The organism is Microbacterium sp. B24 (assembly GCF_000333415.1).
GTDB lineage: Bacteria > Actinomycetota > Actinomycetes > Actinomycetales > Microbacteriaceae > Microbacterium.
Map to the genome: position 1 here is coordinate 1 of NZ_BADB01000319.1, position 24,830 is coordinate 24,830.

The following is a 24,830-nucleotide window of genomic DNA, read 5'->3' on the forward strand; positions in this document are numbered from 1 at the left end:
ATTCGACTCGGTCCCGGGGATCCTCTAGAGTCTTCTCGAAGTGATGGAGGAGGGGAGCGTGACCATCGACGGCGTCACGCGCGCCGTCGGCGCCCCCTTCCTCGTGCTCGCCACGCAGAACCCGGTCGAGCAAGCCGGCACCTACCGACTGCCCGAGGCCCAGCTCGACCGCTTCCTGCTGCGCACGGCGCTCGGCTACCCCGATCATGCGGCCACCGTCCGCATCCTCGACCGCGCCGCGGTCGCGACCGCGGACCTGGCGCCCGTGCTCACTCCGGGCGCGCTGGTCGGTATGAGCGAACTGGCCGCTGACGTCTACGTGGACGCGCTCGTGCTCGACTACATCGCGCGGCTCGTCGATGCGACCCGAGCCGCTGACGAGGTGCGCCTCGGCGTCAGCATCCGCGGGGCTCTCGCCCTGACGCGTGCCGCACGTACCACCGCCGCCGCCCACGGTCGCACGTACGTCACTCCCGACGACGTCAAGCGTCTCGCCGTCCCGGTTCTCGCCCACCGCCTGATCCTGCATGCGGAGGCCGAGTTCGACGGTGTGGCCCCCGAGGCGGTCATCGGCCAGGTCCTTCTCGACGTGCCGCCGCCCACCCGCCGGGACAGCGCGTGAGCAGCGTCGAGAGCCGCTCGTCCGTGACCGACACCCGGCTCACGCGCACCTCGGCCACCGGGCTCACCGGCGAGCGGACCGAGGTGACGGCTCGCCGTGGACGTCGCCTCGTGGGAGCGGCCGTCCGCGCCTCGCGAGCCTGGGCGAGCGGACGTTCGGCCGTGCGCGCCGCCATCGCCTGGTGTCGTGCCACGATCCGGCCCGCCGGGGCCCTGGTCGTGCTCACGTCGACCGTGGGCCTCGCCGCCGGTCTCGTGTTCGGATGGGTCGAGGCGCTCGTCGCCGGGGCGGCGGCCGGGGCACTGCTCGTGATGGCCCTGCCCTTCTTGCTCGGAGCCCGCGCGTACGAGGTGCGGGTGGTGCTCGAGCGGGAGCGCGTCGTCGCCGGGGCGGCGGCGCGGGCGGGCATCGCCGTGCGCAACATCGGGCGCACCACGGCGCTGCCGGGCCGCATCGACATCCCGATCGGACCCGGTCTGGTCGAGGTCGGCATCCCGCTCCTCGCCGCCGACGAGGTCTCCCGGCACGCGGTGGATCTGCCGCCGCAGCGGCGCGGCATCGTGCGCATCGGCCCCGCGACGACGATCCGCTCCGACCCGCTCGGTCTGCTGCGGCGCGAGCACGCCTTCGACGAGGTGCAGGAGCTGTTCGTCCACCCGCGCACGGTCACCGTGCCGTCCACGAGCGCGGGACTCATCCGCGATCTCGACGGCAGCGCGACCCGGCGACTGGTCGATGCGGACATGTCCTTCCACGCGATCCGCGAGTACGCGCCCGGTGATGCGCGCCGACAGATCCACTGGAAGTCGACCGCGAAGACGGGCCGGCTGATGGTCCGGCAGTACGAGGAGTCGCGCCGCTCGCGGATGGCGGTCGTGCTCGGACTCTCGAGCGCGGAATACGCGTCCGACGACGAGTTCGAACTCGCCGTCAGTGCGGCATCCTCCCTGGCGCTGCGGGCAGTGCACGACGCGCGCGACCTCGACATCGTCGTCGGTGCCGAGATCCCGCGCGTCGTGCGGGGTCGCCTGCGCGCCATCCGACACATCGCCGCGAGCGCTCCGCGCGCCGTGCTCGACGGCTTCAGCGGTGTCGATCGTCTCGTCGAGACGATGCCGTTCCCCGAGGTGTGCCGGCTGACCGCCGAGGCGAACGAGCAGCTCTCGGTCGCCGTGCTGGTCGCCGGCTCGGGCGTGCCTCTCACGTCTCTGCGCCTGGCGGCACTGGCTTTTCCGGTGGATGCCGCGATCATCGCCGTCCGCTGCGACGAGCGCGCGCATCCGCGCGCGCAGACCGTCGGTCCCCTCACCGTCGTCACGATCGGTGCGCTCGAGGACCTCGCCGGACTCCTCCTGCGCGGAGCGCGCTCGTGAGGGGCGCTGCCGGGGCGCTGTACGCTCTCGCAGCCGTGGGGCTGGCGGCGGTGGCGGCATGGCCGGTCTACCGCTCGGCGTCGTTCCTGCTGCTGGTGGCTGCGGCATCCGTTCTCGCGGGAGCGATCGCCGCCCTCGTCGCCTGGCGGCGGTGGAACGGCTGGGCTGCCGCCGGGCTGCTCGCCGGTGCACTCCTCGTGGTCGGCGTGCCCGTGGCCGTCCCCTCGCGCGCCGGAGCACCGGCGCCGTTCCTCCAGGGACTGGGTGAGCTCGTCGCGGGGCTGCTGTGGGGCTGGAAGGACCTGCTCACCGTCGACCTGCCGGTCGGGTCGTATCGCAACCTGCTGGTGCCGGCGCTCGTCGTGTTCCTCGTCGGTACCGCCAGCGTCCTGCTGCTGAGCTGGCGCACAGACGCGCTCGCCGTGCTCGCTGTGCCCGTGGCGATCGCGATGGCCGGCTTCGGGCTGCTGTTCGGCAGCACGGAGCTCAGCGCGCCGCTGGTCGTCGGACCCGTCGTCCTTCCCGCTCCGGTCGAAACGGCCGTCGGCGCCGGGGTGCTGCTCAGCGGGGTGCTGTGGCTGTCGTGGCGCACCCGCGCCGCGCGGGTGCAGGCACTTCGTCGGGCGTCGGGCGCGGCCAGCGTGCGGGTGGCCGGCGCCGCCGCGCGGGGAGCGGGTGCGCGACTGCGCCGGCTCGGGCTCGGCGTCGGCATGGTCGCCGTCGCCGCGGCCGTCGCCGTCTCGGTGCCGGCGGTGGCGGTGCCGTCGCAGCGCGACGTCCTGCGCGAGGCGACGGGACCGCGTCAGGAGATCTCCCGCGCGGTCAGCCCGTTGAGCGCGTATCGGACGCTGTTCGCCGATGCGCGCGTCGACGAGGAGCTGTTCCGGGTCACCGGCGATGCACTGCCCGATCGCGTGCGACTGGCCGTCCTGGACGATTACGACGGCGCGATCTTCCGCACCGATCCGGCGGGCGAGCCGTTCGTGCGGCTCGCGGCGGCGCGCGTCCTCGGTGCGGGTGCTCCCATCGACGCCGAGGTGACGATCGGTGCGCTGGACGGCATCTGGATGCCGACGGCCGGAGCCGTGGCCTCCATCGACTTCGCCGGGCCGCGCGCCGCCGCGCTCGCCGACGGGTTCTACGTGAGCGGCGCGCGGGAGGCGGCGGTCGAGACGACACCGTGGAGCGCCGGTGACACCTATCGCCTCCGCGCCGCGGCACCGGCGGTGAGCGCCCTCACCTCGGCGGCTGCTCCCGGGGGGCAGGCGGGGGTGTCGGTGACCGCGGCCGACGGCGGCGAACTCGTCGCGCCGGCGAGCCTGCGCACCTGGGTGCAGCAGCATGCCGTCGGCACGGGCGGTGCAGCCCTGGACGGACTCGTCGCTCTGCTGCGCTCGCGCGGCTACCTGAGCCACGCGCTGCGCGCTCCGGCTGGCGGCGCCGCCTGGATGCAGCAGCTCGGGACGGGCTACACCTTCGCGCCGAGCGCATCTGGACACTCGCTGGCGCGCATCGACAGCATGTTCACGGCATTGCTCGCCCGCGAGGCCGACCCCGCCGCCGTGGCTGCGGACGACCTCGTGGCCGCCGTCGGCGACGACGAGCAGTTCTCGACCGCCGTCGCCCTCATCGCCCGCGAGCTGGGCTTTCCGGCGCGGATCGTCGTCGGCACGCGGCTCGTGTCGAACGACCCGGACGCGGCGACGTGCGTCGACGGAGTGTGCCGCGCAGGCGACGTCTCGGCCTGGGTGGAGGTGCGCTCGGCATCCGGGGAGTGGATCCCGGTCGACGTCACCCCCCAGCACACGCGCCCGCCGCGCACCGAGCGCACCGAGCAGCCCGACCCGCAGATCGCCACGTCGGTGCGCCCCGACGGGGTCGACGAGGTTCAGCCCCAGCGTCCCGCGCAGGAGGACAGTGCCGCGCCGACCGACCGACCCGACCCCCTCGACCTGCGCTGGCTGTGGACGACGCTGGGTATCACCGGCGGCGTCCTCGCGGTTCTGCTCGTGCTCGCCGGCCCGTTCGCGGCGATCATGATCGCCAAGGCCCTGCGCCGCCGACGGCGACGGCGCCAGGACCGACCCGCCGACGCGATCGCCGGGGGGTGGGACGAGTACCTCGACGCCGCCGCCGACGCCGGCCGTCGCACACCGCCCGCGGCCACGCGCTCCGAGATCGCACGGGCGCTGGCTCGTCCTGCGGCGGGAACCCTCGCGCGGACGGCCGATGAAGCGGTCTTCTCCGCCCGCCCGATGTCCTTCGACGAGGCCGAGGAGTTCTGGCGGATCGTCGAGGACGAGCGGGCCGCGCTCGCGACGAACAGGTGGCGCCGGCTGCGTGCAGCCGTATCGTTGAGATCGTTCGTCCCGCGATCGTTCCGGTCACACTTCGAGAGGGGGAGCCGTGCGGCCTCGCGCCCGCGGCGCACCGCATGAACGCACCCATCGGCGACTCCGTCGGCGCTCTGCTGGGCCTCGTCGCCCTGGCGGTGGGCCTCGCTCTCTATGTCTGGACCGCGCTGGCGCTGGCCGCGATGTTCCGCAAGATGGGCGAGGCCCCCTACAAGGGGTGGGTTCCCGTGTGGAACGTCGCCACCCTCCTCCGGTGGGGAGGCTTCAGCCCGTGGCTCGTTCTGATCGGGCTCTTCCCGGTGCTGGGGCCGATCGTGCTGTGGGTGCTGGTCGTCGTCGCGGCGCACCGGATCAATCCGGGCTTCGGCTACGGGGGCGGCATGACCGCCCTCGCGGCGGTGCTGTTCGTCGTGTGGGCGAGCATTCTCGGTTTTGGACCCGCGCGATGGCTCGGCGCACGCGCCGGCGGCATGTCGGCGCACCGCCGCGAACAGCCTCGCGCGAGCCTCGGCGGTGTGTTCGCCGAACCCGCCCCGATGACGCCGGAAGCCGCGGTCGTCTCTGCATTGCCGCCGGCCGCGGCGGCGGAGCCGGCAGCACCGTCCGACGACGTGCGCGAGGACGACGACCTGGCGCGGCTCTTCGCTCCTCCCGCTCCCGCCGCCGCACCGGCCTGGACCCCGCCGGAGACAACGGTGCCGCCCGCCTCGCCGTCGACGGCCGCCCCGGCGCCCGCGGAACCTGCCCCCGCGGAACCTGCCCCCGCACGGCCCGAGGCGGGAACCGTCGCCGTCGAGGCGCTCGACGAGCCCGTCGCGACGTCGTCGCCGTCCCCGGCCGCCGTGGTCCGTCCGCCCGCTCCGGCGCCCGTATCGGCATCCGCCGCGGTCCGCGCCGGGGAAGCCGCCGCTGACGACGACGCGGCGTGGCCGTCGGAGATCGATGATGTCTCGGCGATCGCGCCCTCCCCGTTCCCGCCCAGCTCCGGTGCCGGATGGCGCCACGCGATGCCGCCGGTCACCGATGATGCCCCCATCGACTTCGTGCCGGGCCGTCGCAGCACCGCGCTGCCGTCGCCGCACGACGTCGGAGAGGCGGCGGATGCACCGGCACCGGCGCCCCGGGTCTCCGCTGCCGCGGCAGCCGCCCGAGCCGCCCACGGCGTACCGGCCGAACCCGCCGCGGATGCGTCCGACTCCGCGGTCGACGGCTCCCAGGCGGTCTCCTCGGACGCGCCCGCTGCGGGGGAGCGTGGGCTCGCGCCGGAGGCGGCCGAGCCGCCGCTGCGCCGCGCACGACCGTGGCCGGCGTTCGCGGTCGCCCCGAACGAACCCGATGGCTTCCCGGAGCTGTCGGGCGAGGTCTCGGCAGTCATCGGATCGCCCGCCGCCGGGTCGCCCCGCTCCGCCGCGGGCGCCGTCGCCGCCCAGCATCGCCGCGACCAGAGCGTCGACGACGACATCGACCAGACGGTGATCACGCGGCGGGTCCGCGCGGCCGTGTGGCAGTTGGTCCCCGCCGCCGGCGCACCGGTGGCGATCACGGCGGACGTCGTCATCCTCGGGCGTCGCCCGGCAGCCGACACGGCCTTCCCGAAAGCGCAGCTCATCGCCGTTGCGGGCGAGGCTCTCACCGTGTCCAAGACCCACGCCCGCCTCGAACGGCACGACGACGTCTGGACGATCACCGATCTGGCCTCGACGAACGGGGTGCTCGTTCGCACCTTCATGGGCGAGGAGGTCGAGGTGGAGCCGGGTTCGAAGATCGACGCGGGGGAGCGGTTCTTCCTCGGCGACGAGGAGTTCCACCTCGCGCGCATCGAACGCTGAGGCGAGCGCGGCGGGAGCAGGGCGCGACTCACCGGGCGCGTTTGCCCGCGTTCGTCATACGGCGTAGTATTGACCGGGTGTGCGTATACGCGCGCCGTCCGCCGTGCCACGGCATCCGGACGGGGTTCGGCACACGATCGGGACCGGTCTGCGAACAGGCCGCCCCCACGGCATATCCACCACCCATGCTCGGCATCCGCCGTGTCGGTGGATCTGTGGTGAAACCACCATCGCTGTCACCGTGCAGCACCTGTGCAGGCGAGAGCCCGCACAGCTTTACAAGGAGAGAACGTGCCAACCATTCAGCAGTTGGTTCGCAAGGGACGTACGCCCAAGGTCACCAAGACCAAGGCGCCCGCCCTGAAGTCGAACCCGCAGCAGGCGGGTGTCTGCACCCGCGTGTACACGACCACGCCCAAGAAGCCGAACTCGGCGATGCGCAAGGTCGCCCGTGTCAAGCTTCGCAACGGCACCGAGGTCACGGCCTACATCCCGGGTGAGGGCCACAACCTGCAGGAGCACTCGCTCGTGCTTGTCCGTGGAGGCCGTGTCAAGGACCTCCCCGGTGTCCGCTACAAGATCGTTCGCGGCGCCCTGGACACCCAGGCCGTCAAGAACCGCAAGCAGGCCCGTAGCCGCTACGGCGCCAAGAAGGGCTGAGTCCGATGCCTCGCAAGGGACCCGCACCTCGCCGCGTCGTCGTCAACGACCCGGTCTACGGTGCTCCGATCGTCACCCAGCTGGTGAACAAGATCCTCGTCGACGGCAAGAAGTCGCTCGCCGAGTCGATCGTCTACAACGCCCTGAAGGGCGTCGAGGCGAAGAACGGCCAGGATGCCGTCGCGACCCTCAAGAAGGCGCTCGACAACGTCCGCCCCACCCTCGAGGTCAAGAGCCGCCGCGTCGGTGGCTCGACCTACCAGGTGCCGGTCGAGGTCAAGCCGCACCGCGCGAACACGCTCGCGCTGCGCTGGCTCGTCAGCTACGCGAAGGGTCGTCGTGAGAAGACGATGACCGAGCGTCTGCAGAACGAGATCCTCGACGCCTCGAACGGCCTGGGTGCCGCGGTCAAGCGCCGCGAAGACACCCACAAGATGGCCGAGTCGAACCGCGCCTTCGCTCACTACCGCTGGTAACGCGTTTCGACGCGCTGCGCTCGCTCAACGACCGGCGGTCACTCCCCGGTCGTTGAGCGAGGCCCGCAGGGCCGCGTCGAAGCGTCCGCAACCCGAACACACACGTAAGGACACCCCGTGGCACAAGAAGTGCTCACCGACCTCAACAAGGTCCGCAACATCGGCATCATGGCGCACATCGATGCCGGCAAGACGACGACGACCGAGCGCATCCTGTTCTACACGGGTGTCAACCACAAGCTGGGCGAGACCCACGACGGCGCCTCGACCACCGACTGGATGGAGCAGGAGAAGGAGCGCGGCATCACGATCACGTCCGCCGCCGTGACCTGCTTCTGGAACAAGCACCAGATCAACATCATCGACACCCCCGGACACGTGGACTTCACGGTCGAGGTCGAGCGGTCGCTGCGCGTCCTCGACGGTGCCGTCGCCGTCTTCGACGGCAAGGAGGGCGTCGAGCCCCAGTCCGAGACGGTCTGGCGCCAGGCCGACAAGTACGACGTGCCCCGCATCTGCTTCGTCAACAAGATGGACAAGCTGGGCGCCGACTTCTACTTCACCGTCGACACGATCGTGAACCGTCTGGGCGCCAAGCCCCTCGTGCTGCAGCTGCCGATCGGTGCCGAGAACGACTTCGTGGGCGTCGTCGACCTCGTCGAGATGCGCGCACTGGTCTGGCCCGGCGACGCCAAGGGTGATGTCACCATGGGCGCCAAGTACGAGGTCCAGGAGATCCCGGCCGACCTCGCCGACCGTGCGGCCGAGTACCGCGAGAAGCTGCTCGAGACGGTCGCCGAGTCCGACGAGGCGCTGCTGGAGAAGTACTTCGGCGGCGAAGAGCTCACGCTCGCCGAGATCAAGGGCGCCATCCGCAAGCTCACCGTCGCCGGTGACCTGTACCCGGTGCTCTGTGGTTCGGCCTTCAAGAACCGCGGCGTGCAGCCGATGCTCGACGCGGTCGTGGACTACCTGCCCTCGCCCCTGGACGTGCCCGCCATCGAGGCGCACGACCCGAAGGACGAGGAGAAGGTCATCGAGCGCCACCCCGACGCCAACGACCCCTTCGCCGCGCTCGCATTCAAGGTCGCGGTGCACCCCTTCTTCGGCCGTCTGACCTACATCCGCGTCTACTCGGGTCACCTCGACTCGGGTGCGCAGGTCATCAACTCGACCAAGGGCAAGAAGGAGCGCATCGGGAAGATCTTCCAGATGCACGCCAACAAGGAGAACCCCGTCGACGCGGTCACCGCGGGCAACATCTACGCCGTGATCGGCCTGAAGGACACCACCACCGGTGACACCCTCGCCGACCCGAACGAGCCCGTCGTCCTCGAGTCGATGACCTTCCCCGAGCCCGTCATCGAGGTCGCCATCGAGCCGAAGACCAAGGCCGACCAGGAGAAGCTGGGCACCGCGATCCAGAAGCTCGCCGAAGAGGACCCGACCTTCCGCACCGAGCTCAACCCCGAGACCGGCCAGACGGTCATCAAGGGAATGGGCGAGCTGCACCTCGACATCCTCGTCGACCGCATGAAGCGCGAGTTCAAGGTCGAGGCCAACGTCGGAAAGCCCCAGGTGGCGTACCGCGAGACGATCAAGAAGGCCGTCGAGCGTCACGACTACACCCACAAGAAGCAGACCGGTGGTTCGGGTCAGTTCGCGAAGATCCAGTTCGCGATCGAGCCGCTCGAGGTCACGGCCGACAAGACCTACGAGTTCGAGAACAAGGTCACCGGTGGCCGCATCCCGCGCGAGTACATCGAGCCGACCAACCAGGGCTTCCAGGACGCGATGAACGTCGGTGTCCTCGCCGGCTACCCCGTCGTGGGCGTCAAGGCGATCCTGCTCGACGGCGCGTCGCACGACGTCGACTCGTCCGAGATGGCGTTCAAGATCGCCGGCTCCATGGGCTTCAAGGAGGCCATCCGCAAGGCGAACCCCGCCATCCTCGAGCCGCTCATGGCGGTCGAGGTGCGCACGCCCGAGGAGTACATGGGCGACGTCATCGGCGACCTGAACTCGCGTCGTGGCCAGATCCAGTCGATGGAGGACGGGTCGGGCATCAAGATCGTGCGCGCCCTCGTCCCGCTGTCGGAGATGTTCGGCTACATCGGCGACCTGCGCTCGAAGACCTCGGGCCGGGCCGTGTACTCGATGGAGTTCGACTCGTACGCGGAGGTCCCCAAGGCCGTCGCCGACGAGATCGTCCAGAAGAACAAGGGCGAGTAACCCTCTGGGATGCTGTGCGCCGAGCCTTCTGCGTAGACCGCTTCGCGCACAGCATCCGCACAAACTGAATACAGACCCAGTCGTCTAGACTGACACCCATCCCCGTAGAGCACCGGTCGCAATCCAGCGCCCGGAACCTCTACATGAATGTCCTGAGGAGGACCCAGTGGCCAAGGCCAAGTTCGAGCGGACCAAGCCGCACGTCAACATCGGAACGATCGGTCACGTCGACCACGGCAAGACCACGCTCACCGCTGCGATCTCGAAGGTGCTCGCCGACAAGTACCCGTCGGCGACCAACGTGCAGCGTGACTTCGCGTCGATCGACTCGGCTCCCGAAGAGCGTCAGCGTGGTATCACGATCAACATCTCGCACGTCGAGTACGAGACCCCGAAGCGCCACTACGCGCACGTCGACGCGCCCGGCCACGCCGACTACATCAAGAACATGATCACCGGTGCCGCTCAGATGGACGGCGCGATCCTCGTGGTCGCCGCCACCGACGGTCCGATGGCTCAGACGCGCGAGCACGTTCTGCTCGCCAAGCAGGTCGGCGTTCCGTACCTGCTGGTCGCGCTCAACAAGAGCGACATGGTCGACGACGAGGAGATCCTGGAGCTCGTCGAGCTCGAGGTTCGTGAGCTGCTCAGCTCGCAGGACTTCGACGGCGACAACGCTCCCGTCGTCCGCGTCTCGGGCCTGAAGGCTCTCGAGGGTGACGAGAAGTGGGTCGAGTCGATCGTCGAGCTCATGAACGCCGTCGACGAGTCCATCCCGGACCCGGTGCGCGACAAGGACAAGCCGTTCCTCATGCCCATCGAGGACGTCTTCACGATCACCGGTCGTGGCACCGTCGTCACGGGCCGCGCCGAGCGTGGCACGCTGGCCATCAACTCCGAGGTCGAGATCGTCGGCATCCGCCCGACGCAGAAGACGATCGTCACCGGTATCGAGATGTTCCACAAGCAGCTCGACGAGGCCTGGGCCGGCGAGAACTGTGGTCTGCTCCTGCGCGGCACCAAGCGTGACGACGTCGAGCGTGGTCAGGTCGTTGTCAAGCCGGGTTCGGTCACGCCGCACACCGACTTCGAGGGCACCGCGTACATCCTCTCCAAGGAGGAGGGTGGCCGTCACAACCCGTTCTTCACGAACTACCGCCCGCAGTTCTACTTCCGCACCACCGACGTCACCGGCGTCATCACGCTGCCCGAGGGCACCGAGATGGTCATGCCCGGCGACACCACGGAGATGACGGTCGAGCTGATCCAGCCGATCGCCATGGAAGAGGGCCTCGGCTTCGCGATCCGTGAGGGTGGCCGCACCGTCGGTGCCGGTACCGTCACCAAGATCCTGAAGTAAGCACTTCACACCGACGATGCCCCCGGGAGCCACGTGCTCCCGGGGGCATCGTCGTCTCTGCGCGACCATCCCCCTAGGCAGCCGGCTCCCGCGACGCCAGAATGTCCTCAGCGCGCTCCCGCGCGGTATCGATCGACCAGGAGGGGATGGCCATGGGGCTGGACGACATCGTGAATCAGGGTAAGCAGTTCCTCGAGCAGAACAAGGACAAGATCGACGAGGTGATCCACTCCGACAAGGCGGAGGAGGTCAGCGACGGCGTGCTGGACGCTGCGGCCGACTTCGTCAAGAAGATCGCCCCCGATCAGTTCGACGGCAAGGTCGACGAGGTGCGCGATCAGGTGGACGGCGCCATCGGCAACTGACCGGCGATCAGCGCCGACGTGGTCGGATGAGGGGGTGGATGCCGCGGCATCCACCCCCTCATCGCACCGTGTCGAAAACGAGATCAAACCCGACTTGACGCCGGGTCGCGCACCATCTAGCGTCAGCAGTGGTCAGTACGACGCCGGGGGGCTGAAAACCGACTGAACGAACTGTGGGGGTTCGTTCCGCCGCATCGCGCAGAAGCTGCGTGTGTGCACGGTGACAGGTTGTGGGGGCATGAGCGCTGCTCGTGGATGTATGGGGGATGCTGTTCGGGGGACCCGAGCGCACTCGTCGCGGTTCGGTGTTTCCGACCGCGTGTCCCTGGCTCCTGCCGGCGATGGACTCTTCGCCGTCGATGTGGATGCCGGGGGGCGTCCTCATCGCGGTCGTCCGCGTCTGCACGTCGTTCTGGACGCCGCGCCATCGCGTCGGGGGGACGCGGCGCGCTGAGACCCGGGACGCGCGGTCGGGGGGTCGCGCGTCCCGCGGAGACCGGGAGGGGTGGGCTTTCCCCAAGGGCCCGCCCCTCCCCTTTTTCTGTCACACGAGCGCGACGAGATCCCGCGCATGCGTCACTCATGCGGCGGCGACACGCCCGGGTTTGCGACACGCCCGGCGGACACGTAGACTAGTCCAGTTCCACATTCCTGCGTGCGCGCGACTGACAAGACGCGCGGCGTGCGGGATCACTGCCAGGGCAGTGCATAGGCGGCGCATCCTCTTCGGAATCGCGCACTGACCTAGGCCGCGGGCAGCAGAACAACACAATCCGATCTCTCCTGGTCACAGGATTCGTGCGCGTGCGCGCGAACGATCGGAACTGACATCAGAACAGTGGTGCGCAAGTGCCCGGCACAACCCTGTGCCATGTGCGTCCAATGCCCCCTGAGCGATCAGGGCAGGTACGACGCGAGAAAGAGAGTGAGCAGACAATGGCGGGACAGAAGATCCGCATTCGCCTGAAGTCGTATGACCACGAGGTCATCGACACGTCGGCGCGCAAGATCGTCGACACGGTGACCCGCGCAGGCGCCACCGTCGTGGGCCCCGTGCCCCTTCCGACCGAGAAGAACGTCGTGTGCGTCATCCGGTCGCCCCACAAGTACAAGGACAGCCGCGAGCACTTCGAGATGCGCACCCACAAGCGCCTCATCGACATCATCGACCCGACGCCCAAGGCCGTCGACTCGCTGATGCGCCTCGACCTTCCGGCCGACGTCAACATCGAGATCAAGCTCTGAGGTCCCGGTCATGGCACACATCAACGAAAAGGTTTCCAAGGGCCTGCTCGGCACGAAGCTCGGCATGACCCAGGTCTGGGACGAGAACGGCAAGCTCGTTCCCGTCACCGTCATCGAGGTGGCCCCCAACGTGGTCACCCAGGTGCGCACGCCGGAGCGCGACGGCTACAACGCCGTCCAGATCGCCTACGGCCAGATCGACCCCCGCAAGGTCAACAAGCCCCAGACGGCCCACTTCGAGGCCGCGGGCGTGACCCCCCGCCGCCACCTCACCGAGGTGCGCACCGCGGATGCCGCTGACTACTCACTCGGTCAGGAGCTCACCGTGGACGCCACCTTCGAGGCCGGCCAGCTGGTCGACGTCGTCGGCACCAGCAAGGGCAAGGGCACCGCGGGTGTCATGAAGCGCCACAACTTCAAGGGTGTCTCCGCCTCGCACGGTGCGCACCGCAACCACCGCAAGCCCGGCTCGATCGGCGCCTCGTCGACGCCGAGCCGCGTCTTCAAGGGCATGCGCATGGCCGGCCGTATGGGTGGCGAGCGCGTGACCGTCCTCAACCTCACGGTGCACGCCGTCGACGCCGAGAAGGGTCTGCTGCTCGTCAAGGGCGCCGTCCCCGGTGCGCGCGGCCGCATCGTCTACGTCCGCAACGCAGTGAAGGGTGCCTGATCATGGCTGACTCGACTCTCGCGCTCGACGTCCACAGCCCCAGCGGCAAGAAGGCCGGCTCGGTCGCTCTTCCCGCTGCGCTGTTCGACGTCAAGACGAACATCCCGCTGATCCACCAGGTCGTCGTCGCGCAGCTCGCGGCGGCTCGCCAGGGAACGCACTCGACCAAGCGTCGTGGCGAGGTCTCCGGTGCCGGCCGCAAGCCCTTCAAGCAGAAGGGCACGGGTAACGCCCGTCAGGGCTCCATCCGCGCGCCGCACATGACCGGTGGTGGCATCGTCCACGGCCCGAAGCCGCGCGACTACTCGCAGCGCACCCCCAAGAAGATGATCGCCGCCGCCCTTCTGGGCGCGCTGAGCGACCGTGCTCGCGGTGGCCGTCTGCACGTCGTCGACTCCTTCGGCATCGAGGGCGCCCCGTCGACCAAGGCCGCTGCGGCCGTCCTCGCCGAGCTCGCTCCGACCAAGAACGTCCTGGTCGTCATCGAGCGTGGCGACGAGCTGTCGGTCAAGAGCGTTCGCAACCTCGCGTACGTCCACGTCCTCAGCTTCGACCAGCTGAACGCCTACGACGTGCTCGTCTCCGACGACATCGTCTTCACCAAGGCCGCCTACGACGCGTTCGTCGCGTCCAAGAGCGCCACCACCGAGGAGGTCTCGGCATGAACGTCTCCCTCAACAAGGACCCGCGCGACATCATCCTGAAGCCGGTCGTCTCGGAGAAGAGCTACGGGCTCATCGACGAGGGCAAGTACACCTTCCTGGTGGACCCGCGCTCCTCGAAGACCGAGATCAAGCTCGCGATCGAGAAGATCTTCGGCGTCAAGGTCGCCGCGGTCAACACGCTCAACCGCGCGGGCAAGTCCCGCCGCACCCGCTTCGGCACCGGTAAGCGCAAGGACACCAAGCGCGCCATCGTCACGCTCAAGTCGGGCACCATCGACATCTTCACGGCCGTCGGCTGACAGCTGGGATAGAGGACAACCAACATGGCTATTCGCAAGTACAAGCCCACGACCCCGGGTCGCCGCGGTTCGTCGGTGGCCGACTTCGCCGAGATCACGCGATCGACGCCCGAGAAGTCGCTGCTCCGTCCGCTGTCGAAGACCGGTGGTCGCAACAACCAGGGGCGCATCACCACGCGTCACATCGGTGGCGGTCACAAGCGTCAGTACCGCGTCATCGACTTCCGTCGCAATGACAAGGACGGCGTCAACGCCAAGGTCGCACACATCGAGTACGACCCCAACCGCACCGCGCGCATCGCGCTGCTGCACTACGTGGACGGCGAGAAGCGCTACATCCTCGCGCCGAACAAGCTGCAGCAGGGCGACATCGTCGAGTCCGGTCCGGGCGCCGACATCAAGCCGGGCAACAACCTGCCGCTGAAGAACATCCCCACCGGTACCGTCATCCACGCGATCGAGCTCCGCCCCGGCGGCGGCGCGAAGATGGCGCGTTCGGCCGGTGCGTCGGTTCGCCTGGTCGCCAAGGACGGCCCCTACGCGCAGCTTCGTCTGCCGTCGGGCGAGATCCGCAACGTCGACGCGCGCTGCCGCGCCACGATCGGCGAGGTCGGCAACGCCGAGCAGTCGAACATCAACTGGGGCAAGGCCGGCCGTAACCGCTGGAAGGGCATCCGCCCGACCGTCCGCGGTGTCGCGATGAACCCGGTCGACCACCCGCACGGTGGTGGTGAGGGCAAGACGTCCGGTGGACGTCACCCCGTCTCTCCTTGGGGCCAGGCTGAGGGTCGCACCCGCCACGCCAACAAGGAAAGCGACAAGTACATCGTCCGTCGTCGCAACGCCGGCAAGAAGCGCAAGTAGGAGTAGAGGAAGATGCCTCGCAGCCTGAAGAAGGGCCCCTTCGTCGACGAGCACCTGCTTCGCAAGGTCGTCTCGCAGAACGATGCCGGCACCAAGAACGTCATCAAGACCTGGTCGCGCCGTTCGATGATCATCCCCGCCATGCTGGGACACACCATCGCCGTGCACGACGGACGCAAGCACATCCCCGTGTTCGTGTCCGAGACCATGGTCGGTCACAAGCTGGGCGAGTTCGCGCCCACCCGCACCTTCCGCGGCCACGAGAAGGACGACAAGAAGGGTCGCCGCCGCTGACGCGGTGGCGTTCCTAGAGAGGACTAGAGGAGGAGAGAAATGGTGGATTCCATCGCACGCGTGAAGCACATCCGCGTGACCCCTCAGAAGGCTCGTCGTGTCGTCGCGCTGATCAAGGGCAAGCAGGCTCAGGAGGCCCTGGCCATCCTGAAGTTCGCGCCCCAGAGTGCCAGCGAGCCGATCTACAAGCTCGTCGCCGCTGCGGTCGCCAACGCCCGTGTGAAGGCTGACAAGGACGGCGAGTTCCTGGACGAGCAGGACCTGTACGTGCGCAACGCGTACGTCGACGAGGGCACGACGCTCAAGCGTTTCCAGCCCCGCGCACAGGGCCGCGCCTTCCAGATCAAGAAGCGCACGAGCCACATCACCGTCGAGCTCGCGACCCCCGAGGTCGATGAGGCCGCGGCCGGCTCCACGAACAAGAAGGCGAGCAAGTAATGGGACAGAAGGTCAACCCGTACGGCTTCCGCCTCGGCATCACCACGGACCACGTGTCGCGTTGGTTCTCCGACTCCACGAAGCCGGGACAGCGTTACGCCGACTACGTGGCCGAGGACGTCAAGATCCGCAAGCTCCTGCAGACGCAGCTGGACCGCGCCGGCGTGAGCGGCATCGAGATCGAGCGCACGCGTGACCGCGTCCGCGTCGACATCCACACCGCCCGCCCCGGTATCGTCATCGGTCGCCGCGGCGCCGAGGCCGAGCGCATCCGCGCCGACCTCGAGAAGCTCACCGGCAAGCAGATCCAGCTGAACATCCTCGAGGTCAAGAACCCCGAGGCCGACGCTCAGCTGGTCGCCCAGGGCATCGCCGAGCAGCTCTCCGCCCGCGTGGCCTTCCGCCGCGCGATGCGCAAGGGTCTGCAGGGCGCACAGCGCGCCGGCGCCAAGGGCATCCGCATCCAGGTCTCGGGTCGTCTCGGCGGCGCCGAGATGAGCCGTTCGGAGTTCTACCGCGAGGGTCGTGTGCCGCTGCACACGCTGCGCGCGAACATCGACTACGGCTTCTACGAGGCCAAGACCACCTTCGGCCGCATCGGTGTGAAGGTCTGGATCTACAAGGGCGACCTCACCAACAAGGAGCTCGCTCGCGAGCAGGCCAACGCGCCGAAGGCACCCCGCGGTCGTGACGACCGTGGTGGCGACCGTCGTCGCGCGCCCCGCAACGAGGCGCCCGTCGCAGAAGGAGCATCGGCATAATGCTTATTCCCCGTAAGGTCAAGTACCGCAAGCAGCACCACCCGGGTCGCGCGGGCCAGGCCACCGGCGGCACGAAGGTCTCCTTCGGCGAGTTCGGCATCCAGGCCCTCACCCCCGCGTATGTGACCAACCGTCAGATCGAGTCCGCTCGTATCGCGATGACGCGTCACATCAAGCGTGGCGGCAAGGTGTGGATCAACATCTACCCCGACCGTCCCCTCACCAAGAAGCCGGCCGAGACCCGCATGGGTTCCGGTAAGGGTTCGCCGGAGTGGTGGGTCGCCAACGTCAAGCCGGGTCGCGTCCTGTTCGAGGTCGCGGGCGTCAACGAGCAGCTCGCTCGCGAGGCGCTCACCCGTGCAATTCACAAGCTGCCCCTGAAGGCACGCATCATCAAGCGCGAGGAGGGCGACGCGTAATGGCTGTCGGAACCAAGACGCTCGCTCCGAGCGAGCTGGACACGTTCGAGGACCAGCGCCTCGTCGAAGAGCTGCGCAAGGCCAAGGAAGAGCTGTTCAACCTGCGCTTCCAGTCGGCCACCGGCCAGCTCGAGAGCCACGGCCGCATTCGCGCCGTCAAGCGCGACATCGCGCGGCTCTACACCGTGATCCGCGAGCGCGAGCTCGGCATCCGTGCCACGCCCGCCCCCGTCGAGGTCGCGTCCAAGGCGAAGAAGACCAAGGCCAAGAAGGCGGATGACGCTGCCGAGGCCACGAAGGAAGAGGCCGAGTGATGGCTGAGACCACCGAGAAGAAGGCCGCCAAGAAGGCGCCGGCCGCCGAGGCCGTCGTCGAGGCGCCCGCTGCCGGTCACGAGTCGGCTGCCCACGACGTGCGCGATGCGGACGCCCGTGGCTACCGCAAGTCGCGTCGTGGTTACGTCGTCAGCGACAAGATGGACAAGACGATCGTCGTCGAGGTCGAGGACCGCGTGAAGCACCCGCTCTACGGCAAGGTCATCCGTCGCACGTCGAAGGTCAAGGCCCACGACGAGCAGAACAGCGCCGGCATCGGCGACCTCGTGCTGATCAACGAGACCCGGCCGCTCAGCGCCACCAAGCGGTGGCGCCTGGTCGAGATCCTCGAGAAGGCGAAGTAAGAAATGATCCAGACTGAGTCCCGCCTCAAGGTCGCCGACAACACCGGCGCCAAGGAGCTGCTCACGATCCGTGTGCTCGGCGGCTCCAACCGCCGTTACGCCGGTCTCGGCGACATCATCGTCGCGACCGTCAAGGACGCGATCCCCGGCGGCAACGTCAAGAAGGGCGATGTGGTCAAGGCCGTCATCGTCCGCACCAAGAAGGAGGTCCGTCGTCCCGACGGCTCCTACATCAAGTTCGACGAGAACGCCGCCGTCATCCTGAAGAACGACGGGGAGCCCCGCGGCACCCGCATCTTCGGACCGGTCGGTCGTGAGCTTCGTGACAAGAAGTTCATGAAGATCGTGTCGCTCGCACCGGAGGTGATCTGACCCTCATGGCCAAGATCAAGAAGGGTGACCTCGTTCAGGTCATCACTGGCAAGAAGCAGGACAAGGGCGGCGACCGCGGCAAGCAGGGCAAGGTCCTCGACGTTCTCGTCGAGCAGAACCGCGTCATCGTCGAGGGCGTCAACTACGTCACGAAGCACAACCGCGTGGGCCAGTCCCAGCGCGGCACCAAGACGGGCGGCATCGAGACGATGGAAGCCCCGATCCACATCTCCAACGTCGCCCTCGTCGACCCCTCGACCAAGAAGCCGACCAAGGTCGGTCACCGTGTCGAGGAGCAGACGAAGGATGGCGTGAAGCGCACCGTTCGCGTGCGCTACGCGAAGAAGAGCGGCAAGGACCTCTGAACATGAGCAGCACCACTGCCGCGGCGGCTGGCAAGATCCAGCCCCGCCTGAAGCAGAAGTACCAGGGCGAGATCAAGAAGGCCCTGCAGGACGAGTTCGGCTACGCCAACGTCATGCAGATCCCCGGGATCGTCAAGGTCGTCGTGAACACCGGCGTCGGCGAGGCGGCTCGCGACTCCAAGGTGATCGATGGTGCGGTCGACGACCTCACCAAGATCACGGGTCAGAAGCCCGTCGTCACCAAGGCCCGCAAGTCCATCGCGCAGTTCAAGCTGCGTGAGGGCCAGGCCATCGGTGCGCACGTCACCCTCCGCGGTGACCGCGCGTGGGAGTTCCTGGACCGCCTCGTGAACCTCGCTCTGCCGCGCATCCGCGACTTCCGCGGCCTGTCGCCCAAGCAGTTCGACGGTCACGGCAACTACACGTTCGGTCTGCAGGAGCAGTCGGTCTTCCACGAGATCAAGCAGGACAAGATCGACCGCGTCCGCGGCTTCGACATCACGATCGTCACCACGGCGAAGACGGATGACGAGGGCCGGTCGCTGCTGCGCCAGCTGGGCTTCCCGTTCAAGACGGACGAGAACCAGGCCTGACACCCCCGACCTCTCCGGTCGGCCCATCAAGAAGGTCGGCTGTCGTGTAACGGCATCCGAAACCGCTGAACAAAGGAAACCAAGAAATGACGATGACAGACCCGGTCGCTGACATGCTGACCCGTCTGCGCAACGCGAACTCGGCGCACCACGACTCCGTGTCGCTGCCGAGCTCGAAGCTCAAGACCCACATTGCCGAGATCCTCCAGCAGGAGGGCTACATCTCCGGCTGGGAGGTCTCCGACGCTCGTGTCGGCCAGACCCTCACGCTCACGCTGAAGTACGGCCCGAACCGCGAGCGGTCGATCGCCGGCATCAAGCGCGTCTCGAAGCCCGGCCTGCGCGTGTACGCACGCTCGACCGAGATCCCCAAGGTCCTCGGCGGCCTGGGCGTCGCGATCCTGTCCACCTCCTCCGGTCTTCTCACCGACCGCCAGGCAGAGCAGAAGGGCGTGGGTGGGGAAGTCCTCGCCTACGTGTGGTGATCTGACATGTCGCGTATTGGACGTCTTCCCATCGACATCCCCGCCGGCGTGACCGTTTCGGTCGACGGCCAGGATGTCACGGTCAAGGGCCCGAAGGGCGAGCTCGCGCTCTCCGTCTCCAAGCCCATCGAGGTCAAGGTCGAGGAGAACCAGGTTCTGGTTTCCCGTCCCGACGACGAGCGCGAGTCGCGTTCGCTGCACGGACTGACCCGCACCCTGATCAACAACAACATCATCGGCGTCACCCAGGGCTACACCAAGGGCCTCGAGGTCGTCGGCACCGGTTACCGCGTCGCGCAGAAGGGGACGGCGGTCGAGTTCGCGCTCGGCTTCTCGCACCCCGTGCTGGTCGAAGCGCCGGCCGGCATCACGCTGACCGTCGAGGGCAACAACAAGCTCACCGTCAGCGGCATCTCGAAGCAGGCCGTCGGTGAGGCCGCCGCGAACATCCGCAAGATCCGCAAGCCCGAGCCCTACAAGGGCAAGGGTGTGCGTTACGCGGGCGAGGTCGTTCGCCGCAAGGCCGGAAAGGCTGGTAAGTAATCATGGCTGTCAAGTCGAAGAGCGACGCGCGTTCGCGTCGTCACCTGCGCCTTCGCAAGAAGGTCGTGGGCACCGAGGCCCGTCCGCGCCTTGTCGTCACCCGTTCGGCCCGCCACGTCTTCGTCCAGCTCGTGGACGACAGCAAGGGCGTGACCGTCGCGTCGGCCTCGACTCTCGAGTCGGACCTGCGCACGTTCGACGGTGACAAGACCGCCAAGGCCCGCAAGGTCGGCGAGCTCGTCGCCGAGCGCGCCAAGGCGGCCGGCTTCTCGGACGTCGTGTTCGACCGCGGTGGCAACCGCTACGCGGGCCGTGTCGCAGCGATCGCCGAGGGCGCCCGCGAGGGAGGTCTGAACCTGTGAGCGATGCAACTACTCAGAATGTGGAGAACGAAGTGACCGAGCAGGCTGCGGCCACCGCTCCCGTCGAGCGCGAGGCCCGCGAGCCCCGTCGTGGCGGTCGCGAGCGCAACCCCAACCGCGACCGTGGTTCGCGCGACGCCGAGAAGAGCCAGTTCCTCGAGCGCGTCGTGACGATCAACCGCGTGTCGAAGGTCGTCAAGGGCGGTCGCCGCTTCAGCTTCACGGCGCTCGTCGTCGTGGGCGATGGCAACGGTCTCGTCGGCGTCGGCTACGGCAAGGCGCGTGAGGTTCCCCTCGCCATCTCCAAGGGTGTCGAAGAGGCCAAGCGCAACTTCTTCCGTGTGCCGCGCACCGGCTCCTCCATCCCGCACCCGGTGCAGGGTGAGGCCGCTGCCGGTGTCGTGCTCCTGCGTCCGGCTGCCGCCGGTACCGGTGTTATCGCCGGTGGTCCGGTGCGCGCCGTGCTCGAGTGCGCCGGCATCCACGACGTGCTCTCCAAGTCGCTCGGTTCGTCGAACACGATCAACATCGTGCACGCGACCGTCGAGGCGCTGAAGCAGCTCGAGGAGCCCCGCGCGGTCGCCGCTCGTCGCGGTCTCGACTTCGACCAGGTGGCTCCCGCCCGTCTGATCCGTGCCGAGGCCGACGCCGCGGCCGCTGCGAAGGTAGGTGCCTGATGGCCGCGCGTCTCAAGGTGACCCAGGTCAAGTCCAAGGTGAGCGAGAAGCAGAACCAGCGCGACACGCTGCGTTCGCTCGGTCTGAAGCGGATCGGCGACTCGGTCGTCCGTCCCGACGACGCGCAGACGCGCGGCTACGTCAAGACTGTCGCCCACCTCGTCAAGGTTGAGGAGATCGACTGATGGCCGAGAAGGCTGAGAAGGCGACCGAAGAGGTCGCTGTCAAGAACACCGAGAAGAAGGCTGCCGCCAAGCCGGCTGCCAAGAAGACCGCCGAGAAGCCGGCCGCGAAGAAGGCTCCCGCCAAGAAGGCGGATGCCGAGGTGTCGCGCCCCGGTGTGCTCAAGGTCCACCACCTGCGTCCGGTTCCCGGCTCCAACACCGCGAAGACCCGTGTCGGTCGCGGTGAGGGCTCGAAGGGTAAGACCGCTGGTCGTGGCACCAAGGGCACGAAGGCCCGCTACCAGGTGAAGGTCGGCTTCGAGGGCGGTCAGATGCCGCTGCACATGCGTACGCCGAAGCTGCGCGGGTTCAAGAACCCGTTCCGCGTCGAGTACCAGGTGGTCAACCTCGACAAGCTGGCCGAGCTGTACCCGGCCGGTGGCGACGTCACCGTCAGCGACCTCGTCGCCAAGGGTGCGGTGCGCAAGAACGAGAAGGTCAAGGTGCTCGGCACCGGCGACATCTCGGTCAAGCTCACCGTCGCCGTCGACAAGGTCTCGGGTTCGGCCGAGCAGAAGATCGTCGCCGCGGGCGGTTCGGTCAAGTAATTCCACGGCAGGGGCCGGAGGCGAGCCTCCGGCCCCTGTTGCCGTACTCTGGAAGCGGTGTCCTCGGACCCGCATCGAGACACCGGTCAGCTCTCTGGAGGAAATCCCCTTGTTCAGCGCCGTCAGCGCCATCGCGCGGGTCTTCCGCACCCCGGATCTCCGGCGGAAGATCTTCTTCACCCTCGCGATCATCGCCATCTATCGCCTTGGTGCGCACGTTCCGGCGCCCTTCGTGAGCTTCCCGAACGTGCAGTCCTGCCTCCAGCAGACCGGTTCTGCGAGTGAGGGTCTGCTCTCGCTCGTCAACCTGTTCTCCGGCGGCGCGCTCCTGCAGCTGTCGATCTTCGCGCTCGGCGTCATGCCCTACATCACCGCGACGATCATCGTGCAGCTGCTGCGCGTCGTGATTCCGCACTTCGAGGCGCTGTACAAGGAGGGGCAGGCCGGTCAGGCCAAGCTCACGCAGTACACCCGCTACCTGACGATCGCGCTGGCGCTCCTGCAGTCCACCACCCTGGTGACGGTGGCGCGCTCGGGTCAGCTCTTCGGCACGACCGGCATCGCCGAGTGCAACGCGCTGCTCACCAACGACGTGTGGTGGGCCCAGCTGCTGATGATCATCACCCTGACCGCCGGCACCGGCCTCATCATGTGGTTCGCCGAGCTCGTCACCGAGCGTGGCGTGGGCAACGGCATGTCCATCCTCATCTTCACCTCGATCGCGGCGCAGTTCCCGGCGGCCATGTGGGCCATCGCCACGTCGCGCGGTTTCGAGGTCTTCCTCCTCGTGCTGGCCGTCGGCATCGTCGTCGTCGCCCTCGTCGTCTTCGTCGAGCAGTCGCAGCGGCGCATCCCCGTGCAGTACGCCAAGCGCATGGTCGGGCGTCGCACCCTCGGCGGCACGAACACGTACATCCCGATCAAGGTGAACATGGCGGGCGTCGTGCCGGTCATCTTCGCCTCGTCGCTGCTGTACATCCCGGCACTGATCGCCCAGTTCAATCAGACGCCCGACGCCAACGGCAACATCCCCGGTTGGGTGACGTGGATCCAGCAGTATCTGACGAAGGGCGATCACCCGCTCTACATGCTGCTGTACTTCCTGCTCATCGTCGGGTTCACCTACTTCTACGTCGCGATCACGTTCAACCCCGTCGAGGTCGCCGACAACATGAAGAAGTACGGCGGATTCATCCCCGGCATCCGTGCCGGTCGGCCCACGGCGGAGTACCTCGACTACGTGCTGACCCGCATCACGCTGCCGGGCTCGATCTACCTCGGGCTCATCGCGCTGCTGCCGCTGGTGGCGCTCGCGACGGTCAGCGCCAATCAGAACTTCCCGTTCGGCGGCGCCTCGATCCTCATCATCGTCGGTGTCGGTCTGGAGACGGTCAAGCAGATAGACGCGCAGCTGCAGCAGCGTCACTACGAAGGGCTGCTGCGATGACCGCCGCGCGCCTTCTCATCATCGGACCGCAGGGTTCCGGCAAGGGCACGCAGGGCGTGCGCATCGCCGACGCCCTCGGCATCCCCGCCGTCTCGACGGGGGACGTGTTCCGCGCCAACGTGAAAGAGGGCACGGAGCTCGGTCTGAAGGTCAAGGCGATCATCGACGCGGGCGACCTCGTCCCCGACGCGCTCACCGGGGAGATCGTGCGCGATCGCCTGGCCCAGCCGGATGCCGCCGGTGGTTTTCTCCTGGACGGCTACCCGCGCAACCTCGGACAGGTGGGCGACCTCGACGGTTTCCTGGACGAGAGGGCCGAGCCCCTCACCGCGGTCATCGAGTTGGTGGTGCCGCGCGACGAGTCCATCCAGCGGCTGTCGCTGCGGGCGGCCGAACAGGGTCGCGCCGACGACAACGCCGAGTCGATCGCGAAGCGTCTGGCCATCTACGAGTCCGAGACGGCGCCGATTCTCGACGTCTACCGCGAGCGCGGCATCGTCGACCAGATCGACGGTGTCGGCTCCCTGGACGAGGTGTACGCGCGCATCCAGGACGCCCTGGCGGCTCGCGGCATCGCCGCTTCCTGATGGGACTTCGGCGCTCCCTGTACAAGACCCCGGCGCAGCTGCGTGCGATGGTCGAGCCGGGTCTGATCACCGCGGCCGCGCTGGACGCGGTGCGCGCACTGATCGCCCCGGGCGTGACCACGGCTGAGCTGGATGCCGCGGCATCCGAGGTCATCCTCGCCCGCGGGGCCGAGTCGAACTTCCAGCTCGTGCGCGGCTACCGCCACACGACCTGCATCTCGGTGAACGACCAGGTCGTCCACGGCATCCCCGGCGAGCGCGTGCTCGAGCCGGGCGATATCGTGTCGATCGATGCCGGTGCGCAGTTCAAGGGCTGGAACGGCGACTCGGCCATCACGGTGGTCGTCCCCGGCGGGGATCCGGTTGTGCAGGCGTCGCGCGAGCGGCTGTCGCAGGTGACCGAGGGCTCGCTCTGGGCGGGCGTGGCCGCGCTCGCGTCGGCGTCTCGCGTCGGTGAGATCGGTGACGCGGTGCAGGGCTACATCGAGCGCGCGGGGGAGAGCTACGGCATCCTTCGCGACTACGTCGGCCACGGCATCGGCCGCCGGATGCACGAGGGCCCGACGATCTTCAACTACCGGGTGTCCGACCTGGGCCCCGCGGTGCGTCCCGGCCTGTGTGTCGCGATCGAACCGATGATCACCGCCGGCTCCGAGGAGACCTTCGTCGAGGACGACGACTGGACGGTCACGACTGTCGACGGCAGCGACGGAAGCCACTGGGAGCACAGCGTCGCCGTTCACGAGAACGGCGTGTGGGTGCTGACCGCCGCCGACGGCGGCGCCGCCGGTCTCGCCCCCTTCGGCGTCACCCCCACCCCCATCGCCTGACCCGCGCTGCGCGCACTCTGCTCCCCGCGAGCCGCCATCCTCGGCGCGAGCCGACATCATCGGCCGCGCCGCAGGATGTCGGCTCGGCGCCGCAAGAGCGGCTCGCGTGGTGCACGGAGGTTCCTCCCCCGGGCACCCCGCGGGCGGCTGTGTCCACCGCGGGCGAGGAGGGAGATCCGGACGTCGCGCGGC

31 protein-coding genes and 1 pseudogene are annotated in these 24,830 nt (G+C 68.5%); all 32 read left to right on the forward strand.

Annotation, left to right across the window (positions count from 1 at the left end):
• Positions 1-28: 28 nt before the first annotated feature.
• Positions 29-622 (forward strand): annotated as a pseudogene (locus tag I5I_RS08150) (AAA family ATPase); the annotation flags it as partial.
• A gap of 23 nt (positions 623-645) precedes the next feature.
• Entirely contained in the window at positions 646-1,995 is a 1,350-nt protein-coding gene (locus I5I_RS08155; RefSeq protein ID WP_239640063.1) for a DUF58 domain-containing protein, read from the forward strand.
• Positions 1,992-4,433, forward strand: coding sequence for a transglutaminase-like domain-containing protein (locus I5I_RS08160; RefSeq protein WP_036318316.1), 2,442 nt, complete (start codon positions 1,992-1,994; stop codon positions 4,431-4,433). The genes I5I_RS08155 and I5I_RS08160 overlap by 4 nt, the downstream gene beginning before the upstream one ends.
• Positions 4,430-6,178, forward strand: a complete 1,749-nt coding sequence (locus tag I5I_RS08165) for an FHA domain-containing protein (RefSeq protein ID WP_036318317.1) — start codon at positions 4,430-4,432, stop codon at positions 6,176-6,178. The genes I5I_RS08160 and I5I_RS08165 overlap by 4 nt, the downstream gene beginning before the upstream one ends.
• Before the next feature lie 291 nt (positions 6,179-6,469).
• Positions 6,470-6,838, forward strand: a complete 369-nt coding sequence (gene rpsL, locus I5I_RS08170; protein WP_036318318.1) for a 30S ribosomal protein S12 — start codon at positions 6,470-6,472, stop codon at positions 6,836-6,838.
• Positions 6,839-6,843: 5 nt separating this feature from the next.
• Positions 6,844-7,314, forward strand: a complete 471-nt coding sequence (rpsG, locus tag I5I_RS08175) for a 30S ribosomal protein S7 (protein ID WP_005050524.1) — start codon at positions 6,844-6,846, stop codon at positions 7,312-7,314.
• A 117-nt stretch (positions 7,315-7,431) separates the two neighbouring features.
• Positions 7,432-9,546, forward strand: coding sequence for an elongation factor G (fusA, locus tag I5I_RS08180; protein WP_005050523.1), 2,115 nt, complete (start codon positions 7,432-7,434; stop codon positions 9,544-9,546).
• Positions 9,547-9,712: 166 nt separating this feature from the next.
• Positions 9,713-10,906, forward strand: a complete 1,194-nt coding sequence (gene tuf / locus I5I_RS08185) for an elongation factor Tu (RefSeq protein ID WP_005050522.1) — start codon at positions 9,713-9,715, stop codon at positions 10,904-10,906.
• Positions 10,907-11,058: 152 nt separating this feature from the next.
• Positions 11,059-11,271 carry an Rv0909 family putative TA system antitoxin gene (locus I5I_RS08190; protein WP_036318327.1) on the forward strand — a complete coding sequence of 71 codons (213 nt, stop codon included), beginning with the start codon at positions 11,059-11,061 and terminating at the stop codon, positions 11,269-11,271.
• Positions 11,272-12,207: 936 nt separating this feature from the next.
• Positions 12,208-12,516: a 30S ribosomal protein S10 gene (gene rpsJ / locus I5I_RS08195; protein WP_005050520.1), complete on the forward strand. Its 309-nt coding sequence runs from the start codon at positions 12,208-12,210 to the stop codon at positions 12,514-12,516.
• Between the two features lie 10 nt (positions 12,517-12,526).
• Complete coding sequence (gene rplC / locus I5I_RS08200) at positions 12,527-13,186, forward strand: 50S ribosomal protein L3 (protein WP_005050519.1); 660 nt, start codon at positions 12,527-12,529, stop codon at positions 13,184-13,186.
• A gap of 2 nt (positions 13,187-13,188) precedes the next feature.
• Entirely contained in the window at positions 13,189-13,851 is a 663-nt protein-coding gene (gene rplD / locus I5I_RS08205; protein ID WP_036318319.1) for a 50S ribosomal protein L4, read from the forward strand.
• Entirely contained in the window at positions 13,848-14,150 is a 303-nt protein-coding gene (rplW, locus tag I5I_RS08210; RefSeq protein ID WP_036318320.1) for a 50S ribosomal protein L23, read from the forward strand. Before rplD ends, rplW begins: the two co-directional genes overlap by 4 nt.
• A gap of 24 nt (positions 14,151-14,174) precedes the next feature.
• Positions 14,175-15,014 (forward strand): 50S ribosomal protein L2, encoded by an 840-nt coding sequence (gene rplB / locus I5I_RS08215; protein WP_036318321.1) that lies wholly within the window; start codon positions 14,175-14,177, stop codon positions 15,012-15,014.
• A gap of 12 nt (positions 15,015-15,026) precedes the next feature.
• Positions 15,027-15,308: a 30S ribosomal protein S19 gene (gene rpsS / locus I5I_RS08220; RefSeq protein ID WP_005050512.1), complete on the forward strand. Its 282-nt coding sequence runs from the start codon at positions 15,027-15,029 to the stop codon at positions 15,306-15,308.
• A 39-nt stretch (positions 15,309-15,347) separates the two neighbouring features.
• Positions 15,348-15,746 carry a 50S ribosomal protein L22 gene (gene rplV, locus I5I_RS08225; RefSeq protein ID WP_016463574.1) on the forward strand — a complete coding sequence of 133 codons (399 nt, stop codon included), beginning with the start codon at positions 15,348-15,350 and terminating at the stop codon, positions 15,744-15,746.
• Complete coding sequence (gene rpsC, locus I5I_RS08230) at positions 15,746-16,507, forward strand: 30S ribosomal protein S3 (RefSeq protein ID WP_016463573.1); 762 nt, start codon at positions 15,746-15,748, stop codon at positions 16,505-16,507. The genes rplV and rpsC overlap by 1 nt, the downstream gene beginning before the upstream one ends.
• Entirely contained in the window at positions 16,507-16,926 is a 420-nt protein-coding gene (gene rplP, locus I5I_RS08235; RefSeq protein ID WP_016463572.1) for a 50S ribosomal protein L16, read from the forward strand. Before rpsC ends, rplP begins: the two co-directional genes overlap by 1 nt.
• On the forward strand, positions 16,926-17,240 hold the full coding sequence (rpmC, locus tag I5I_RS08240; RefSeq protein ID WP_005050508.1) for a 50S ribosomal protein L29: 315 nt from the start codon (positions 16,926-16,928) through the stop codon (positions 17,238-17,240). Before rplP ends, rpmC begins: the two co-directional genes overlap by 1 nt.
• Positions 17,240-17,605 (forward strand): 30S ribosomal protein S17, encoded by a 366-nt coding sequence (gene rpsQ / locus I5I_RS08245; protein WP_036284607.1) that lies wholly within the window; start codon positions 17,240-17,242, stop codon positions 17,603-17,605. The genes rpmC and rpsQ overlap by 1 nt, the downstream gene beginning before the upstream one ends.
• Before the next feature lie 3 nt (positions 17,606-17,608).
• The gene (rplN, locus tag I5I_RS08250) at positions 17,609-17,977 is read left to right on the forward strand and encodes a 50S ribosomal protein L14 (protein WP_005050506.1); all 369 of its coding nucleotides are present in this window, start codon (positions 17,609-17,611) and stop codon (positions 17,975-17,977) included.
• Positions 17,978-17,982: 5 nt separating this feature from the next.
• A complete protein-coding gene (gene rplX / locus I5I_RS08255; RefSeq protein WP_005050505.1) occupies positions 17,983-18,342 on the forward strand; it encodes a 50S ribosomal protein L24 in 360 nt (119 codons plus the stop codon).
• Positions 18,343-18,344: 2 nt separating this feature from the next.
• A complete protein-coding gene (gene rplE, locus I5I_RS08260; protein WP_036318322.1) occupies positions 18,345-18,935 on the forward strand; it encodes a 50S ribosomal protein L5 in 591 nt (196 codons plus the stop codon).
• A gap of 86 nt (positions 18,936-19,021) precedes the next feature.
• Positions 19,022-19,420 (forward strand): 30S ribosomal protein S8, encoded by a 399-nt coding sequence (gene rpsH, locus I5I_RS08265; protein ID WP_005050503.1) that lies wholly within the window; start codon positions 19,022-19,024, stop codon positions 19,418-19,420.
• Between the two features lie 6 nt (positions 19,421-19,426).
• Entirely contained in the window at positions 19,427-19,963 is a 537-nt protein-coding gene (gene rplF, locus I5I_RS08270; protein ID WP_036318323.1) for a 50S ribosomal protein L6, read from the forward strand.
• A 2-nt stretch (positions 19,964-19,965) separates the two neighbouring features.
• Complete coding sequence (rplR, locus tag I5I_RS08275) at positions 19,966-20,325, forward strand: 50S ribosomal protein L18 (RefSeq protein ID WP_005050501.1); 360 nt, start codon at positions 19,966-19,968, stop codon at positions 20,323-20,325.
• Positions 20,326-20,357: 32 nt separating this feature from the next.
• Positions 20,358-21,002 carry a 30S ribosomal protein S5 gene (gene rpsE, locus I5I_RS08280; RefSeq protein WP_269429743.1) on the forward strand — a complete coding sequence of 215 codons (645 nt, stop codon included), beginning with the start codon at positions 20,358-20,360 and terminating at the stop codon, positions 21,000-21,002.
• On the forward strand, positions 21,002-21,187 hold the full coding sequence (gene rpmD / locus I5I_RS08285; protein ID WP_023954062.1) for a 50S ribosomal protein L30: 186 nt from the start codon (positions 21,002-21,004) through the stop codon (positions 21,185-21,187). The genes rpsE and rpmD overlap by 1 nt, the downstream gene beginning before the upstream one ends.
• Positions 21,187-21,774 (forward strand): 50S ribosomal protein L15, encoded by a 588-nt coding sequence (gene rplO / locus I5I_RS08290; protein WP_005050498.1) that lies wholly within the window; start codon positions 21,187-21,189, stop codon positions 21,772-21,774. Before rpmD ends, rplO begins: the two co-directional genes overlap by 1 nt.
• 109 nt (positions 21,775-21,883) lie before the next feature.
• Entirely contained in the window at positions 21,884-23,221 is a 1,338-nt protein-coding gene (secY, locus tag I5I_RS08295) for a preprotein translocase subunit SecY (protein ID WP_036284611.1), read from the forward strand.
• Complete coding sequence (locus I5I_RS08300) at positions 23,218-23,808, forward strand: adenylate kinase (RefSeq protein ID WP_036318324.1); 591 nt, start codon at positions 23,218-23,220, stop codon at positions 23,806-23,808. Before secY ends, I5I_RS08300 begins: the two co-directional genes overlap by 4 nt.
• The gene (gene map / locus I5I_RS08305) at positions 23,808-24,638 is read left to right on the forward strand and encodes a type I methionyl aminopeptidase (protein ID WP_036318325.1); all 831 of its coding nucleotides are present in this window, start codon (positions 23,808-23,810) and stop codon (positions 24,636-24,638) included. Before I5I_RS08300 ends, map begins: the two co-directional genes overlap by 1 nt.
• The last annotated feature ends 192 nt before the right edge of the window (positions 24,639-24,830 follow it).